Annotated in this window: 16 protein-coding genes and 1 pseudogene; 8 read left to right on the top strand and 9 right to left on the bottom strand. The window is 72.0% G+C overall.

All coding sequences use genetic code 11. The features are described from left to right. Nucleotides 1-500 precede the first annotated feature (500 nt). The 4 genes from rpmB to AC5L36_RS20390 form a co-directional block, all read right to left on the bottom strand. Nucleotides 501-692 (bottom strand): 50S ribosomal protein L28, encoded by a 192-nt coding sequence (gene rpmB / locus AC5L36_RS20405; protein ID WP_441215226.1) that lies wholly within the window; start codon nucleotides 690-692, stop codon nucleotides 501-503. Nucleotides 693-807: 115 nt separating this feature from the next. Then, on the bottom strand, nucleotides 808-1,845 hold the full coding sequence (locus AC5L36_RS20400) for a CU044_5270 family protein (RefSeq protein WP_441215225.1): 1,038 nt from the start codon (nucleotides 1,843-1,845) through the stop codon (nucleotides 808-810). Next, nucleotides 1,842-2,384 (bottom strand): RNA polymerase sigma factor, encoded by a 543-nt coding sequence (locus AC5L36_RS20395; RefSeq protein ID WP_441215224.1) that lies wholly within the window; start codon nucleotides 2,382-2,384, stop codon nucleotides 1,842-1,844. Before AC5L36_RS20395 ends, AC5L36_RS20400 begins: the two co-directional genes overlap by 4 nt. Nucleotides 2,385-2,426: 42 nt before the next feature. Beyond that, nucleotides 2,427-3,383, bottom strand: coding sequence for a thiamine-phosphate kinase (locus tag AC5L36_RS20390; RefSeq protein ID WP_441215223.1), 957 nt, complete (start codon nucleotides 3,381-3,383; stop codon nucleotides 2,427-2,429). A gap of 73 nt (nucleotides 3,384-3,456) precedes the next feature. Between AC5L36_RS20390 and AC5L36_RS20385 the strand changes: the two genes are divergently transcribed. Together AC5L36_RS20385 and AC5L36_RS20380 are read left to right on the top strand one after the other, a co-directional pair. Then, entirely contained in the window at nucleotides 3,457-3,690 is a 234-nt protein-coding gene (locus tag AC5L36_RS20385; protein WP_173056002.1) for an Lrp/AsnC ligand binding domain-containing protein, read from the top strand. Next, on the top strand, nucleotides 3,691-4,251 hold the full coding sequence (locus AC5L36_RS20380) for a DUF3515 family protein (protein ID WP_441215222.1): 561 nt from the start codon (nucleotides 3,691-3,693) through the stop codon (nucleotides 4,249-4,251). 262 nt (nucleotides 4,252-4,513) lie between these two features. Here the strand turns inward: AC5L36_RS20380 and AC5L36_RS20375 are convergent, their stop codons facing one another. Next, nucleotides 4,514-5,614: a D-alanine--D-alanine ligase family protein gene (locus AC5L36_RS20375; RefSeq protein ID WP_441215221.1), complete on the bottom strand. Its 1,101-nt coding sequence runs from the start codon at nucleotides 5,612-5,614 to the stop codon at nucleotides 4,514-4,516. 54 nt (nucleotides 5,615-5,668) lie between these two features. Between AC5L36_RS20375 and AC5L36_RS20370 the strand changes: the two genes are divergently transcribed. Next, nucleotides 5,669-6,268 (top strand): protein-tyrosine phosphatase family protein, encoded by a 600-nt coding sequence (locus AC5L36_RS20370; RefSeq protein ID WP_441215220.1) that lies wholly within the window; start codon nucleotides 5,669-5,671, stop codon nucleotides 6,266-6,268. Here the strand turns inward: AC5L36_RS20370 and AC5L36_RS20365 are convergent. Continuing rightward, on the bottom strand, nucleotides 6,237-6,503 hold the full coding sequence (locus tag AC5L36_RS20365) for a hypothetical protein (protein ID WP_441215219.1): 267 nt from the start codon (nucleotides 6,501-6,503) through the stop codon (nucleotides 6,237-6,239). The genes AC5L36_RS20370 and AC5L36_RS20365 overlap by 32 nt on opposite strands. 144 nt (nucleotides 6,504-6,647) lie before the next feature. Here AC5L36_RS20365 and AC5L36_RS20360 point away from each other — a divergent pair, with 144 nt between their 5' ends. Together AC5L36_RS20360 and AC5L36_RS20355 are read left to right on the top strand one after the other, a co-directional pair. Next, nucleotides 6,648-6,884, top strand: coding sequence for a helix-turn-helix domain-containing protein (locus tag AC5L36_RS20360; protein WP_441215218.1), 237 nt, complete (start codon nucleotides 6,648-6,650; stop codon nucleotides 6,882-6,884). Continuing rightward, nucleotides 6,884-7,474: pseudogene (locus tag AC5L36_RS20355) on the top strand (Clp protease N-terminal domain-containing protein); the annotation flags it as partial. The gene AC5L36_RS20360 and the pseudogene AC5L36_RS20355, both read left to right, overlap by 1 nt. Nucleotides 7,475-7,507: 33 nt before the next feature. Here AC5L36_RS20355 and AC5L36_RS20350 read toward each other — a convergent pair. From AC5L36_RS20350 to AC5L36_RS20340, 3 genes are read right to left on the bottom strand one after another with little or no spacing between them, the layout of a single operon-like run. Next, nucleotides 7,508-8,620: a cystathionine gamma-lyase gene (locus AC5L36_RS20350; protein ID WP_441215217.1), complete on the bottom strand. Its 1,113-nt coding sequence runs from the start codon at nucleotides 8,618-8,620 to the stop codon at nucleotides 7,508-7,510. Beyond that, nucleotides 8,617-9,612, bottom strand: coding sequence for an NAD(P)H-dependent glycerol-3-phosphate dehydrogenase (locus AC5L36_RS20345; protein ID WP_441215216.1), 996 nt, complete (start codon nucleotides 9,610-9,612; stop codon nucleotides 8,617-8,619). The genes AC5L36_RS20350 and AC5L36_RS20345 overlap by 4 nt, the downstream gene beginning before the upstream one ends. After that, the gene (locus AC5L36_RS20340) at nucleotides 9,609-10,319 is read right to left on the bottom strand and encodes a lysophospholipid acyltransferase family protein (RefSeq protein WP_441215417.1); all 711 of its coding nucleotides are present in this window, start codon (nucleotides 10,317-10,319) and stop codon (nucleotides 9,609-9,611) included. Before AC5L36_RS20340 ends, AC5L36_RS20345 begins: the two co-directional genes overlap by 4 nt. A 134-nt stretch (nucleotides 10,320-10,453) precedes the next feature. Between AC5L36_RS20340 and cofC the strand changes: the two genes are divergently transcribed. The 3 genes from cofC to AC5L36_RS20325 all read left to right on the top strand — a co-directional run bounded on the left by cofC (nucleotide 10,454) and on the right by AC5L36_RS20325 (nucleotide 14,033). Beyond that, nucleotides 10,454-11,080 (top strand): 2-phospho-L-lactate guanylyltransferase, encoded by a 627-nt coding sequence (gene cofC / locus AC5L36_RS20335; RefSeq protein WP_441215215.1) that lies wholly within the window; start codon nucleotides 10,454-10,456, stop codon nucleotides 11,078-11,080. A gap of 438 nt (nucleotides 11,081-11,518) precedes the next feature. Continuing rightward, nucleotides 11,519-11,716 carry a cold-shock protein gene (locus AC5L36_RS20330; protein ID WP_441215214.1) on the top strand — a complete coding sequence of 66 codons (198 nt, stop codon included), beginning with the start codon at nucleotides 11,519-11,521 and terminating at the stop codon, nucleotides 11,714-11,716. 55 nt (nucleotides 11,717-11,771) lie between these two features. Then, nucleotides 11,772-14,033, top strand: coding sequence for an RNA degradosome polyphosphate kinase (locus AC5L36_RS20325; protein ID WP_441215213.1), 2,262 nt, complete (start codon nucleotides 11,772-11,774; stop codon nucleotides 14,031-14,033). The last annotated feature ends 9 nt before the right edge of the window (nucleotides 14,034-14,042 follow it).

Genomic DNA, 14,042 nt, shown 5'->3' with positions numbered 1-14,042 from the left:
CTTTGCGGGGACCTGCCGCCGCCTGGGTTTCGGAGTCTAGAAAGCTTGCGCGATCAGGGTTGGCGAGCCTGCCCACAATGCGCGGTCAAGTTTTCCCAGGTCCGCGTTGGCGATGGACCGCATGCTCCCGCGGGCACCGCTCCCGGCCGACGGCTCGCCAGGGCGACCCCCTACCCCGACAATCTGACGCAGCGTCACCAGCCTCAGGGTCGGGCTTTGAGATCTAGGAGACTTAGGTTGAAATAGCGCCCTAACTTTCCAAGATCTCGCACCAGGCGTTGTTCCGATGGTCACTCACGGTGACGGCGCCTCGATTCGGGGCGTCACGCAGATCCTGCCGGAGGCGAGAGGGGTAACCGCGACCAACAGCGGACGGTGAGGCCGCGGGAGCAACGGCACGACGGGCGCGACTCGGCGGCGGTGAGAGTAGGGACAGACGTAGCCGCCGGATCGCGTCGATCCGGCGGCTACGGAAAAAGCGTCGCTAAAGGGGCGCGGCGTCAGCCGCGCACGACCTTGCCCGCCTTGATGCAGGACGTGCAAACCTGCATCTTGCGGGTGGTGCCGCCGCCAGCCGGCGTGCGGACGCTCTGGATGTTGGGGTTCCAGCGCCGCTTGGTCTTCTTCTTGGACCACGGCACGTTGTGGCCGAAGCCCGGCCCCTTGCCGCAGACGTCGCACACGCTAGCCACGGAACACTCCTGGGATTGTCGATCATGATGTCGCCGACGGATGCGGTCCGGGCAACCTGACCAGGGTAGCCGATCCCCCGCTCGACGAGCCAATCGGGCCCCGCGGGGGTCGGGCTCAGCGGGCGCCGACCGCGGCGACCACTTTCTGGGTCCAGGTGGCCTGGTACAACACGCCCGGGTCCAGTTTGGGGGCGTCCGCCGGTGCGGTGACCGTCACGCCGGGGTCCTGCGAGACCGTGCGGCGACCCACGGCCTGGCCTGTCGCGGGGTCGAAGAGGATCTCGTCGCCGGTGCCCCGCTCGGTGTGCCGCACGGCCACCAGCCGCCGGCCGTCGACCGTCACGTCGCTGGACGTGAGGCCGCGCAGGCCGGTGAACGACAGTAGCAGCGCCGCACGCACCTCCGGGCCGAGCACGAGGTCAGCCCTCAGATAGAGCTCTTGCAGCGTGCTCCACAGCGCGTGGTCGGTCGACCAGGCGCCGCCGTCGCCGGTGAGTTCGCGGAGCTTGGTGCGGAGCCGCTCCGGGTCGGTGGGCAGGCTGGCCAGCCACTCGGGCGTCGACCAGTTCAGGCTGGGGCCCTCCCGCTCGAAGGCCCCACGCTCGGCGGAGGGGTCGGCGCCCAGGTCGACCTGGCCGTCCGTGACGGACATCGTGACCATGCCCCGCGGGTCGAACCACATCTCGCGGATCTGCCGCTCGATCTCGCCCTCCTGCGGCGGCGCACTGTTGCCCTCGACGGCCGCCCGGAACGCCCCGGCCCACCCGTCGTGGCGCACGAAGATGTACTGCCCGGGAGGCACCTTCACGGCGGCCGGGCCGTGGGTGGCGGCCTCGGCGAGGGCGTGGAGCACGGCCACCGTCTGCGGCGGCGCGGGCGCGAGGTTGGGCTCGGAGGTCTTGTCGTCGGACGGCGCACCGAACTCCAACACGCCGCCGCCCGGACGCATCACCAGGACGCCGCCCACCACAAGGCCCGCGACGAGGGTCGCCGCCATCGCGGGGACGAGGATCCGCGAGGTGGCACGCGTCCGTGCCGGGCGGCGGGCGGCCGTGATGTGGTGCCAGGTGCGGCTCACCGACTCCTCGGTCGGCTCGGGCCGGCCGGGCGGGAGGTCCCGCACGGCGATGATGTCTGAATCGTCGCGGCTCATCGCGCGTCTCCTTCGGCGAGGGCGGCCCGCACCTTGGCGCGGGCGCGGTGCAGTGCCGACTGGACCGATCCGAGGGGTATCTCCAGGGCGGCGGCGATCTCGGCGTACTCCAACTCGGCCACCGCGTAGAGCATCAGCACGTCGCGCTGCCGCCTGGGCAGCTTCGCGAGTACCGCCGAGAGCCGCCCCACCGTCCGCTCGGCGTCCACCCGGTCGGTGGCGCGCTGTGCCGGCCCCTCCGCCGCCCGCGATCCCCCGTCCGCCTGGGCGAGTGCCCGGAGCGCGCGGATCTCGGTGCGGCGGTGGCGGCGCAGCAGGTTGGTGGCGATGCCGTAGAGCCACGGCAGCACCTCGCCCTGAGCGGGGTCGTAGTGGTCCCGCCGCTCGTACGCGACGAGGAAGGTCTCGGCCACCACGTCCTCGGCGACCTGCTCACCCACCCGGCGCGTGCAGTAGCGCAGCAGGTCCCTGGCGTACCGGTCGAACACCCCCGCGAGATCAGCAGGATCGATCGCCGCGGGGGATATCGGCGTCGTCATGCCCGTACTTGCCACGCCGCCCACGCCGTGTTCCCCAGTCGGTCAGAAATGTTGCCAGCCGGTCGGGCCCTTGAACGGCTTGCCGTCCACCGTCACACCCGCCCCTTCCCGCACCACGCCCACCAGCCGCCACCGCGGCGGCAGCGCCACGCTCTCCGGGAACGTGGCCACCAGCGCGTGGTCCTCGCCGCCCGCGAGCACCCAGGTGTACGGGTCGACGCCCAGCGCGTACGCCGCGTCGCGCATCTGGCGGGGCACCTCGAACGCGTCGCGCCGCAGGTCGACCGCCACCCCGCTGCCCTTGGCCACGTGGCCGAGGTCGGCCAGCAGCCCGTCCGACACGTCGATCATCGCGGTGGCGCCGAGCTCGGCCGCCTCCGGGCCGGCGTCGTAGGGCACCTCCGGCCGCCGGTACGCGTCCACGAGCACCTTCGGTGTGCGGAAGCCGCGGGACAGCACCGTGTAACCCGCGGCCGCGTACCCGACCCTGCCGGCCATGGCGACCACGTCTCCCGGCCGCGCGCCCGTGCGAACGACCGGCGCCCGGCCCTCCAGGTCGCCGAGCGCGGTCACCGCGATCGTCAGCGTGGGGCTGCCGGACATGTCCCCGCCCACGACGGCGGCCCCGACGGCGGCGGCCTCCGCCCCCAGCCCGTCGGCCAGCTCCTCGGCCCACTGGGCGTCCAGGTTGGGCGGGACGCAGAGCGCGACGAGCAGCGCGGTGGGCGTGGCGCCCATCGCGGCGATGTCGGCGAGGTTGGCGCCGGCGGCGCGGTGCCCCACGTCCTGTGCCGTGCACCAGTCACGCCGGAAGTGGCGCCCCTCCACCAGCACGTCGGTCGATGCGACGACCCGCCCGTCGCCGGCCTTCACGACTGCCGCGTCGTCGCCAGGCCCCAACACGGTGGCCGGCCCGTCCGGCAGGCGTGCGGTGACCCGGGCGATCAGTCCGAACTCACCGGCCTTCGCCACACTCAACTCCGACCTCCCGTGCACCATCGGACGATCCCGTTCCGCTCCGTACGGTAGTTTCACGGTCGAGCCGCTGGCTGCGGCGGAGAGGAGGCGGATCGTGGTCCAGGCATACATCCTCATCCAGACCGAGGTCGGAAGGGCGCGTGACGTGGCCGCGGCGATCAAGGATGTCTCCGGAGTCGTGCGGGTGGACGCTGTCACGGGGCCGTATGACGTGGTGGTGCTCACCGAGGCACACACCGTCGACGAGCTCGGCAAGATGATCGTCAGCAAGGTGCAGATGGTGCCCGGCATCACACGTACGCTCACCTGTTCGGTGGTGCACTTATAGATGGACCGCACCACCCGCCAGGCGGCACTGTGGGCGACCGCGGTGGCCGTGCCCATCACCCTGGTCGTGGCGCTGGTCGCCATCCTCGCCACCCGACCCGACGACGGCACGGCCGCCGAGCCGAGCGCCACGCCGCCCCGACCCCAGGCGACCACGCCGGTCGCGATGGACGCCCCGAAGCTTTCCGAGCGGGCCACCGTGGTCTGCCGCGCGCTGGTCTCCCAGCTGCCCACCGCCGTTCGTGACCTCCGCGTGCGGCCGGTGACGGCCGGCCACGAGCAGAACGCCGCCTACGGCGACCCCGCCATCACCGTCTCCTGCGGTGCCCCGAAGGCGACCTATCCGCCGACCGACCAGGTCTTCCAGCTCAACCGGGTCTGCTGGCACCAGGTCGAGCGGCCCGACGCCAGCGAGTGGACCACTGTGGACCGCGAGGTGCCGGTGCGGGTGACCGTCCCGCGGGCGTACGACGGGCCGGGGCAGTGGACGACGGCCTTCTCCGACACGGTGATCGCCACGGTGCGGTCGCTGGAAAAGATCCCGACCGGCTGCAAGCCTTAGCCCTCCGATCCCACGCGCTTCGTGCAGCCCATTTGAGCTACCGCGACGTCCGTCCTGGTCCATGCCGCTGCACGCCCCCATGGTCGTTGGCCGAGGCGTCGGCGCGGCTCGGCAATCGAAGAAGAGCACTGTGGACGGAGCCGCGAACCTGACGGCGAAAGGTCCACAGCTTGTCGAGCTGCCCCGTTTGTGAGGCCGCGGGAGCAACGGCATGGACCACGACGGGCGCCGCGGTAGCTCGAATCTTGGGTCGGGCCTTGAGCTAGTGCAGGCCGGTGCCGCGGTTGAGGGCGGTGCGGATGAGGCGGCTGACCAGCTTCGGGTACTCCAGCCCGGTCTCCGCCCACATGCGGGGAAACATCGAGGTCGGCGTGAAGCCCGGCATGGTGTTGATCTCGTTGAGGTAGACGTCGAGCTCGGGCGTGACGAAGAAGTCGACCCGGGCCAGGCCGGCGCAGTCGAGCGCGGTGAACGTGCGGCAGGCGTACTCCTGGACCCGCCGGGTGACGTCCGCGGGCAGGCTCGCCGGGATCGTGTACTCGCAGGAGTCGTCGAGGTACTTGGCCTCGAAGTCGTAGAACTCGTGACCGGAGACGACCCGCACCTCGGCGAGCAGTGACGCCTCGGGTGCGCCGCCGGTCTCCGCCTCCAGCACGCCACACTCGATCTCGCGGCCCACGATCGCCGCCTCGACCAGCACCTTGGGGTCGATCTGGCGGGCCTCGGTCACCGCGGCGTCGAGGTCGGCCCAGTCGCTGACCTTGGAGATGCCGTACGACGAGCCGGCGCGGGACGGCTTGACGAAGACCGGGAGGCCGAGCCGCTCCTTCTCCTCCTCGGAGAGTGAGACGCCGGCGCGGAGCACCGTGTACGGCCCGACCGGGATGCCCTCGGCGGCCGCGAGCTTCTTGGTGAACTCCTTGTCCATGGCGGCGGCGGAGGCGAAGACGTTGGCCCCGACGTACGGAATGCCGGCCATCTCCAACATGCCCTGGATCGTGCCGTCCTCCCCGTACGCCCCATGGAGTGCCGGAAACACGACATCGACACCAGTAAGTGCCTGCGGGCCAGCGGCGGCATCGAGCACCATGAGACCATTAGCCGTAGGATCGGCGGGGAGCACCACGGCCTTACCGGTCTCGTGAGTGATCTCCGGCAGCCGGCGGTCGGCGATGGCCAGCCGTGCCGGATCGCCGGCGGTGAGCACCCACTGGCCGGCTCGGGTGATCCCGACCGGGATGACCTCAAACTCGTCCGGGTCGAGGGCGGCCATGATGCTGCCCGCGCTCACGCACGAGATGGCGTGCTCGGTGCTGCGTCCGCCGAAGACGAGGGCTACGCGGGTCTTCCGTGGGCTGCTCACGCGGGTGACCCTACTCTGGGTGGGCGGCTTTCGCGCTCAAGGAGCGAGGAGTCGATGAGACCGACACTCCACGTGATCGAGTGGCACGGACCGGGGCGGTTGGCGACGATGTCGCACCCCCGCGGTGGCGACTGGCTGGCGGACGAAATGTCCGCGCTGGTCGAGGCCGACGTCGACGTGCTGGTCTCCGCCCTGACCTCAGAAGAGTCCGACCGCCTCGCCCTCACGCAGGAGCGGGAGGCGGCCCGGGCCGCCGGCATCGCCTTCGTCCCCTTCCCGATCCCCGACCGGGGCGTGCCCGCGCCGGGTCCCGCGGCGATCGAGCTGGCGATCCGGCTGGCGGCACACGTGCGCGCCGGCCGCTTCGTGGTTACCCACTGCTTCGCGGGCATCGGCCGGGCGACGCTGCTCGCCGGCGCGACGCTCGTCACACTCGGCGCCCAGCCGGCGCACGCCCTACGACTGATCGCCTCCGCCCGCGGCCTCGACGTGCCCGACACCGACGCCCAGCGGGAGTGGCTTTTCGACTTCGCGGCGGCGCACGCCTGCTATCGGGAGCGCGCCTGGCCGGGACGGCTCGTGGCGCCCCGGCCGCGTGCTCCGGAGAGCGGCAGCCCCACGGTCACCAGTAGCGGCGGCGTCCCTTCCGCTTAGGGCGGTAGTGGCCGTGGTATCCGTAGTGGCCGTATCCGCCCTTTGAGCGGTAATGCCCGTGATAGCCGTAGTGGCCGTGTCCATGGCCGTAGCCGGGCGCGTGGCCGTGACCGGCCCGGCGGTGCAGCTCGTGCTCCAGGTAACGGGCCGCCGTGGAGTGGCCACGGCGGTGGAGCAGGCGACCGAGCTTGGCCGCCAGGATCGAGAAGAACATGCCTTTCAGGTGGCGCCTCATGCGACAAGGGTAGGTAGTTCGCGCTACGACGCCCTGTGCATGAGCTGTGAGTTTGCTGCACGCCAACCCAGGCGCACGCCACGAGGCGCAGGCCGCGCGTCAACCGCGGTTGACAAACCTGGCGCGTCAACGTAGGTTGACGGCATGAGTGAGGCAACCGAGCTCGCCGCCGCGGCCGGCAGCGCCGACCCCCGGGTGGGCCTGCGCGCCGTGCTGGCCCTTCGCCGCCTGCTGGAGACCCTCGAGGTGCTCCAGGTCGACAACGCGCGGCGGCAGGGCTGGTCCTGGCAGGAGATCGCCGGCGCGCTCGACGTGACCAAGCAGGCGGTCCACAAGAAGCACGCCGGCCGGGCGCCGGTGGGCACGCGACGGGAGGCGTGATGTTCGAGCGGTTCACCGATCAGGCCCGGAGCGTCGTCAAGGGCGCCCAGGAGGAGGCGCGCGGGCTGCGCCACCGCTACATCGGCACCGAGCACATCCTGCTGGCCCTCCTCGCCGAGAGCAGCGGGATGGCCGCGACGGTCCTGCGCGACGCGGGCGTCTTCCCGGAGCAGGTGCGTGCCGACGTCGAGTCCGCGATCGGGCCCCGGCGCGACCAGCTCGGCCCGCTCGACGCGGAGGCGCTGCGGGCGATCGGCATCGACCTCGACGCCGTCCGGGAGAAGGTGGAGGAGACCTTCGGCGAGGGCGCGCTGGAGCCGCCGCCGAGCACCCCACCACAGCGGCGCGGGCTCTTCCGCCGCGCGGTGCCCCAGCCGGCGGCCAGCCCGGGCCACATCCCTTTCACCCCGCGCGCCAAGAAGGTGCTGGAGCTGTCGCTGCGCGAGGCCCTGCGCCTCAAGCACAAGCACATCGGCCCGGAGCACATCCTGCTCGGCCTGCTCCGCGAGGGCGAAGGGTTGGCCGCGATGGTGCTCACCGACGCCGGCGTCAGCCTCGACGACCTGCGCACCCACGTGCTCGACGCGATGGACCGCGCCGCCTGACGCTGGCTGACGCGACAGTCAGGCGGCACCGTGGGCGGCGTCGAGGGCGGCGGTGATGTCGGCCACCAGGTCGGCGGTGTCCTCGACGCCGCAGGAGACGCGCAGAAAGCCGGGCGGGGTGTCGTCGCCCCACTGAGCGCGGCGGTCGGCGCTGGTGTGCAGGCCACCGAAGGACGTGGCGGCGAAGACGAGCTTCGAGGCCTTCAGGAAGGCGGCCGCCCGCTCCGCCGAGCCGAGGTCGACCGAGACGAGCCCGGGGATCCGCCGCATCTGGCGCTCGGCGACCACATAGGACGGGTCGTCCGGCAGGCCGGGCCAGCGTACCCGCTCTACATCGGACCGGGCGGCGAGCGCGACCGCGATCCCCGCCGCGTTGGCCGACTGGCGGGCCAGGCGGAGGTCCAATGTGGCCAGCGAGCGGTGGGCCAGCCACGCGTCGAACGCACCGGGGATCGCGCCGGTCTGCGTACGCCAGGTGGTGATCCGCTCCAGCAGGCCGGCGTCGCGGGTGGCCACGTAGCCGAGCAGCAGGTCTGAGTGGCCGGTCAGCGCCTTCGTACCGGAGGCGACCGAGATGTCCGCACCCAGGTCGAGCGGGCGCTGGCCGAGCGGGGTGGCGGTGGTGTTGTCCACGGCGACGAGCGCGCCCGCCGCCCTGGCCGCCGCGGCGAGCTCCGCCACGTCGCAGACGTCGAGCCCGGGGTTGGAGGGCGTCTCCAGCAGCAGCAGCCGCACGCCCTCGAAAGACGGGTACGGGCCGGCGGTGGGCACATAGGACACGTGTACGCCCAGCTCGTCCAGTGTGGAGGCGGCGAACGAGCGGACCGCGTAGTACCCGTCGGCGGGCATCAGCACCGTGTCACCGGGCCGCAGAGCCGTCATCAGCACCGCCGTGATGGCCGCCTGGCCGCTGGCGAACGCCCGTGCCTCGCCGCCCTCCAGCTCGCCGATCGCGGCTTCGAGGTGCCGGCGGGTCGGGTTGTCCGGCCGGCCGTACCCGTTGGGGCCCGGCCCGGTGGCCGGATCGAGGTGGTACGGCGCGGCGAAGACCGGACCGGGCAGAAACGGCTGCCCCGGCTCTGGCGCCGGCAGTCCAGCGTGGACGGAGCGGGTGCCGTCGCCATAGCTCATTCCGGCTTCGTCTCCCGGCTCATCAGCGCGATGAGCGCGCTGCGCGGGTCGACGCCCTCGTGGCACACCGCCTCGACCTGCTCGGTGATGGGCATGTCCACGTTGTGCGTACGGGCCAGGTCGCGGATCGCGAGGCAGCTCTTCACGCCCTCGGCCGTCTGCCGGGTGGCGGCCTGCGCCTGCTCGAGCGTCTCGCCCCGCCCCAGGTGCTCGCCGAACGTGCGGTTGCGGGACAGCGGCGACGAGCAGGTGGCCACCAGGTCACCCAGCCCGGCCAGCCCGGCGAACGTCAGCGGGTCGGCCCCCAGCGCCACACCGAGGCGGGCGGTCTCGGCCAGCCCGCGGGTGATGAGCGTCGCCTTGGTGTTGTCACCCAGGCGCATGGCGGTGGCGATGCCGTAAGCGAGGGCGATCACGTTCTTCACCGCGCCGCCCAGCTCGCAGCCGACCACGTCCTTGTTGGTGTACGGCCGGAAGTAGGGCGTGGTCACCGCGCGCTGCACGAACGTGGCGCGGGCTCCGTCGATGCAGGCGACGACGGTGGCGGCCGGCTGCTCGGCGGCGATCTCGGCGGCCAGGTTGGGCCCGGAGACCACGGCGACCCGGTCGGCGGGCACGCCGGCGGTCTCCACGATCACCTCGCTCATCCGTTTGGTGGTGCCCAGCTCGACGCCCTTCATGAGCGAGACGAGCGTCGCGTCGGGCGCCAGGAACGCGGCCCAGTCGGCGAGGTTGCCGCGCAGCGTCTGCGACGGCACGGCCAGCACGACGAGGTCGGCACCGGCGATCGCCCGCTCCGCGTCGGAGGTGGCGGTGACCCGCTCGGGCAGCCGCACGGCGGGAAGGTAGTCGGGGTTCGTCCCGTACTCCCGGATCGCCGCCGCCACCGGCTCGCGGCGGGCCCAGATCGTGACGTCCGTGCCGGCGTCGGCGAGCACCTTCGCGAACGCGGTGCCCCACGAACCCGCGCCGAGCACGGCGGCGGCCGTCATTTCTTCTCTCCCTTCGCCGGCGCCCACAGCGGCGGCGGCGCCTCGCCGCGGATGCCGGCGAGCAGGTCGCGGACGCGGAGCATGATCTCGTCGGTCATCTCGTCGAGCGTTGCCCGGGTCGGCTCCGCGCCGGCCCAGCGGGACAGGTCGACCGGCGGGCCGGCCGCGATCGTGATCGGCGTACGGGGCCGGACGCGCACCTTCTTGGTGCGGGTGTCGTAGAACGACTGGGCGCCCCACTGCGCGATCGGGATCACCGGTGCGCCGGTGGCGAGCGCGAGCCGGGCCGCCCCGGTCTTGCCCCGCATCGGCCACAGGTCGGGCTCGCGGGTGGTCGTGCCCTCGGCGTAGATGATCACGGCGCCGCCGTCTTTGATCGCGGCGACGAGCGCCTCGAGCGACTTCGCGGCGTCGACGCTGCCCCGCTCGACCGGGATCTGCTGCACCCGCAGGATCAGCTTGCCGATCACCGGCACCTTGAACACGCTGGCCTTGCCCAGGAAGCGCGGCCACCGGTGCGCGTCGTAGACGAAGTGCGCCATCACCAGCGGATCGGCGTGGGAGAGATGGTTGGGCGCCAAGATCACACCGCCGGTACGCGGGATGTGCTCCTGGCCGGTCCACGTGCGCTTGGTCATCGGTGTCATGACCGACTTGACCAGGATCACCACGAACCGGCGCAGTGGCCCCAACCGCTTTACGGCCATCAGTCGCTCCCGTCCGGCGCCCCCGCCGGGCACCCGCAGCGAAATCATGCCTGCTGAAGCTGGGTACGGCCAGAGCGGCACCCGGGCCCGCCCCGGCACCGGCGGTCCGCGCGACACGCTGGCAGGATTGTCCCGTGAAACCGACGTGGGGGGTGGTGCTGCCGGTAAAGCGGCTCACCGCGGCGAAGAGCCGGTTGCGGGGAGCGCTCACCGGGGTGCCACACGAACGCCTGGCGCTGGCCCTCGCCCAGGACACCGTGGCCGCCACCGTGGCCAGCGACGAGGTGGCCGAGGTACTCGCGGTGACCGACGACCCGGTGGTGGGCCGGGCGCTTGCCGCACTCGGCGCCCGGGTGGTGCCGGACGTGCCCGGCGGCGGGCTCAACGCGGCGTTCGCGTACGGCGCGGGCCTGCTCGCCCACCGCCCGGTCGCCGCACTCGCCGCCGACCTGCCCGCCCTCCACCCGGCCGACCTTTCCGAGGCGCTGCGCAAGGCAGCCGGACCGGACCGGCACTTCGTCGCGGACGCACCCGGCACCGGCACCGTCCTGCTCGCCGCCCCGGCCGGCATGCGGCTCGACCCGCGCTTCGGGCCCGGCTCGGCGGCCGCCCACCGCCGCTCCGGCGCGGTGCCGCTGACCGGCGACTGGCCCACCCTGCGCCGCGACGTCGACACGGCCGCCGACCTCGCCGCGGCGGTCCGGCTGGGGCTGGGCGCGCACTCCGCCGAGACTGTGGGCGCACACTGCCTATCCCCCTAGAGCAACCAGCTGTCCCCCTGGAGCATCCGGGTCGGGCTTGGCCGCGGCCCGCAAGGCCGCGAACGTTCGATTCAACAGATTGGGCTACCGCGATGTCCGCGGTGGTCCCGACCGCTGCTCCCGCGGCCTCACCCGTCCGCTGCTGGTCGCGCCCCGGCGAGCAGGTCGACAGCCTCCACGGCGGTGGGTGGGCCACCACCCACGCACGCCTTCGCCTCCGCCATCCCGACGGGATGGCACCTCGACCATCCTGATGTCCGAAGGCTTGAAAGGGGGTAACCGCGACCAACGGCGGATGGGCGAGGCCGCGGGAGCAACGGACCGCGACCACGACGGACATCGCGGTAGCCCAAGAATTTCTGAAACGAAGCCGGCGGCGACCTCGACCCTGAAGGCTCACCAGAGCCGAGTGCGGGGGGCGCGGTTAGGCTGGTGACCATGCAAGGCACCGTCGCGACATACGACCCGGAGACCCGCTCGGGCACCCTTCTACTTGACGACGGCACCGAGGTCGCGTACCCGGCGGAGGCGTTCGCGGCGTCGGGCCTGCGGCTGCTCCGGCTGGGCCAGCGGGTACGCATCGACCACGACGAGTCCGGCCAGGTGACGCGCCTTACGTTGCCGACGTTCGACTGATCAAATCGCGGGTGAATTCACCTCGCGTTAACCGTTTTCGGGTGATGATGATTCAGTGAGCGAGACGCCTTCCGGACAGCCCCCTGTGCAGCGCCGTGCCCTCGGCACGGTGCTCGCGACTATCCCGCTGCGCGGTCCCGACGGGCGCTTCGTCAAGTCGCCCCCGGCGGCCGCCCACCTGCCCGAGCCACCGGAGAGCGGCACCGACGACATGGACAGCCCGCCGCCCGGTGACGACGAGCTGGCGCTGTCCGAGCCGCTGCCCGACGACCGCTTCCTCAACCGCGAACTGTCCTGGTTGGACTTCAACGCCCGGGTGCTCGCCCTGGCCGAAGACCCGGACACGCCGCTGCTGGAGCGGGCCAAGTTCCTGGCCATCTTCGCCAGCAACCTCGACGAGTTCTACATGGTGCGGGTCGCCGGGTTGAAGCGGCGGCTCCAGGCCGGCCTGCCGGTGCGCGGCGGCGACCAGATCCCGCTCCGCACCCAGCTCGAGCTGATCGGTGAGAAGACCAGCGACCTGATCGCCCGGCACTCCGCCTGCTTCGCGGAGGAGGTGCAGCCCAAGCTCGCCGCCGAGGGCATCCAGCTCGTCGAGTGGTCCGACCTCGACGGCGAGGAGCGCGACCGGCTCCGCACCTACTTCCGGGAGGTGGTCTTCCCGGTCCTGACCCCGCTCGCGGTCGACGTGGCGCACCCGTTCCCGTACATCTCCAGCCGCTCGCTCAACCTGGCCGTCACCGTGCGCGACCCGGAGGGCGGGCCGGAGCTGTTCGCCCGGGTCAAGGTGCCCAACAACGTGCCGCGCTTCGTGGTGGTGGAAAACAGCACCCGGGTCGCCCGCTTCCTGCCGCTGGAGGAGCTCATCTCCACCCAGCTGGGCCAGCTCTTCTCCGGCATGCAGGTGGTCGAGTGCCACCTCTTCCGGGTCACCCGCAACGCCGACTTCGAGGTCGACGAAGACCGCGACGAAGACCTGCTCCAAGCCCTGGAGCGAGAGCTGGCGCAGCGCCGCTTCGGCCCGCCGGTCCGGCTGGAGGTCGCTTCGACGATCTCCGAGCAGATGCTCGAGACGCTCGTGCACGAGCTCGACATGGACAGCCACGACGTCATCCGGGTGCCCGGACTGCTCGACCTCTCCTCGCTCTGGCAGGTGTACGACGCGGTCGACCGGCAGGCGCTCAAGGACCGCCCGTTCGTGCCGTCGACCCATCCGCGCTTCGCGGAGGGCGAGGTGCCGCGGAGCGTGTTCGCCACCCTGCGCGACGGCGACGTGCTCGTGCACCACCCGTACCACTCGTTCTCCACGAGCGTGCAGCGCTTCATCGAGCAGGCCGCCGCCGACCCCAACGTGCTGGCCATCAAGCAGACGCTCTACCGCACCAGCGGCGACTCGCCGATCGTCGACGCGCTCGTCGAGGCGGCCGCGGCGGGTAAGCAGGTGGTGGTGCTCGTCGAGGTCAAGGCGCGCTTCGACGAGCAGGCCAACATCGGCTGGGCGCGCACGCTGGAGCGGGCCGGCTGCCACGTCGTGTACGGGCTGGTGGGGCTCAAGACGCACTGCAAGACCGCGCTCGTCGTGCGGCAGGAGGGCAACCACATCCGCCGCTACTGCCACATCGGCACGGGCAACTACCACCCCAAGACCGCCCGGCTGTACGAGGACTTCGGGATGCTCACCGCCGACCCCGAGATCGGCAAGGACGTCACCGACCTTTTCAACGTGCTCACCGGGTACAGCCGGCAGACCGCGTACCGGCGGCTGCTCGTCGCCCCGCACGGCGTCCGCGCCGGCATCATCGGCCGGATCGAGCGGGAGATCGAGCACGCCCGCCTCGGCGGCCGCGGGCTCGTGCAGATCAAAGTGAACTCGCTCGTCGACGAGGAGGTCACCGACGCGCTCTACCGCGCCTCGCAGGCCGGCGTGCAGGTCGACCTGATCATCCGGGGCATGTGCATGCTGCGTCCCGGCGTGCCCGGCCTGTCGGAAAACATCCGGGTCCGCTCGATCCTCGGCAGGTTCCTGGAGCACTCGCGCATCTTCCGGTTCGGCAACAACGGCTCCACCGAGTTCTGGATCGGCTCGGCCGACCTCATGCACCGCAACCTCGACCGCCGGGTGGAGGCGCTGGTGCAGGTCACCGACCCGGTCGCCCGCGACGAGCTCGACCGGGTCATCAAGATGTCGATGAGCGACGAGTGCGAGGCGTTCGTGCTCCAGCCGGACGGCACCTGGCTCCGCCGGCAGGGCGCGACAAACCTCCAGGAGGCCCTCCTGCGCCGCGTACTCGGCGCATCGAAGTCTCGCACTGAGTAGGCTGATCGG

It is taken from the genome of Phytohabitans sp. LZ39 (assembly GCF_059359075.1).
The sequence above is the reverse complement of the archived record's forward strand: the minus strand, read 5'-3'. Positions and strand labels throughout refer to the sequence as shown.

Coding starts and splice junctions, on each gene's coding strand:
- AC5L36_RS20400 (WP_441215225.1), bottom strand. CDS start 1,845: ATGAGCCGCGACGATTCAGACATCATCGCCGTGCGGGACCTCCCGCCC.
- AC5L36_RS20395 (WP_441215224.1), bottom strand. CDS start 2,384: ATGACGACGCCGATATCCCCCGCGGCGATCGATCCTGCTGATCTCGCG.
- AC5L36_RS20390 (WP_441215223.1), bottom strand. CDS start 3,383: ATGGTGCACGGGAGGTCGGAGTTGAGTGTGGCGAAGGCCGGTGAGTTC.
- AC5L36_RS20380 (WP_441215222.1), top strand. CDS start 3,691: ATGGACCGCACCACCCGCCAGGCGGCACTGTGGGCGACCGCGGTGGCC.
- AC5L36_RS20370 (WP_441215220.1), top strand. CDS start 5,669: ATGAGACCGACACTCCACGTGATCGAGTGGCACGGACCGGGGCGGTTG.
- AC5L36_RS20365 (WP_441215219.1), bottom strand. CDS start 6,503: ATGAGGCGCCACCTGAAAGGCATGTTCTTCTCGATCCTGGCGGCCAAG.
- AC5L36_RS20360 (WP_441215218.1), top strand. CDS start 6,648: ATGAGTGAGGCAACCGAGCTCGCCGCCGCGGCCGGCAGCGCCGACCCC.
- AC5L36_RS20350 (WP_441215217.1), bottom strand. CDS start 8,620: ATGAGCTATGGCGACGGCACCCGCTCCGTCCACGCTGGACTGCCGGCG.
- AC5L36_RS20345 (WP_441215216.1), bottom strand. CDS start 9,612: ATGACGGCCGCCGCCGTGCTCGGCGCGGGTTCGTGGGGCACCGCGTTC.
- AC5L36_RS20340 (WP_441215417.1), bottom strand. CDS start 10,319: ATGGCCGTAAAGCGGTTGGGGCCACTGCGCCGGTTCGTGGTGATCCTG.
- AC5L36_RS20330 (WP_441215214.1), top strand. CDS start 11,519: ATGCAAGGCACCGTCGCGACATACGACCCGGAGACCCGCTCGGGCACC.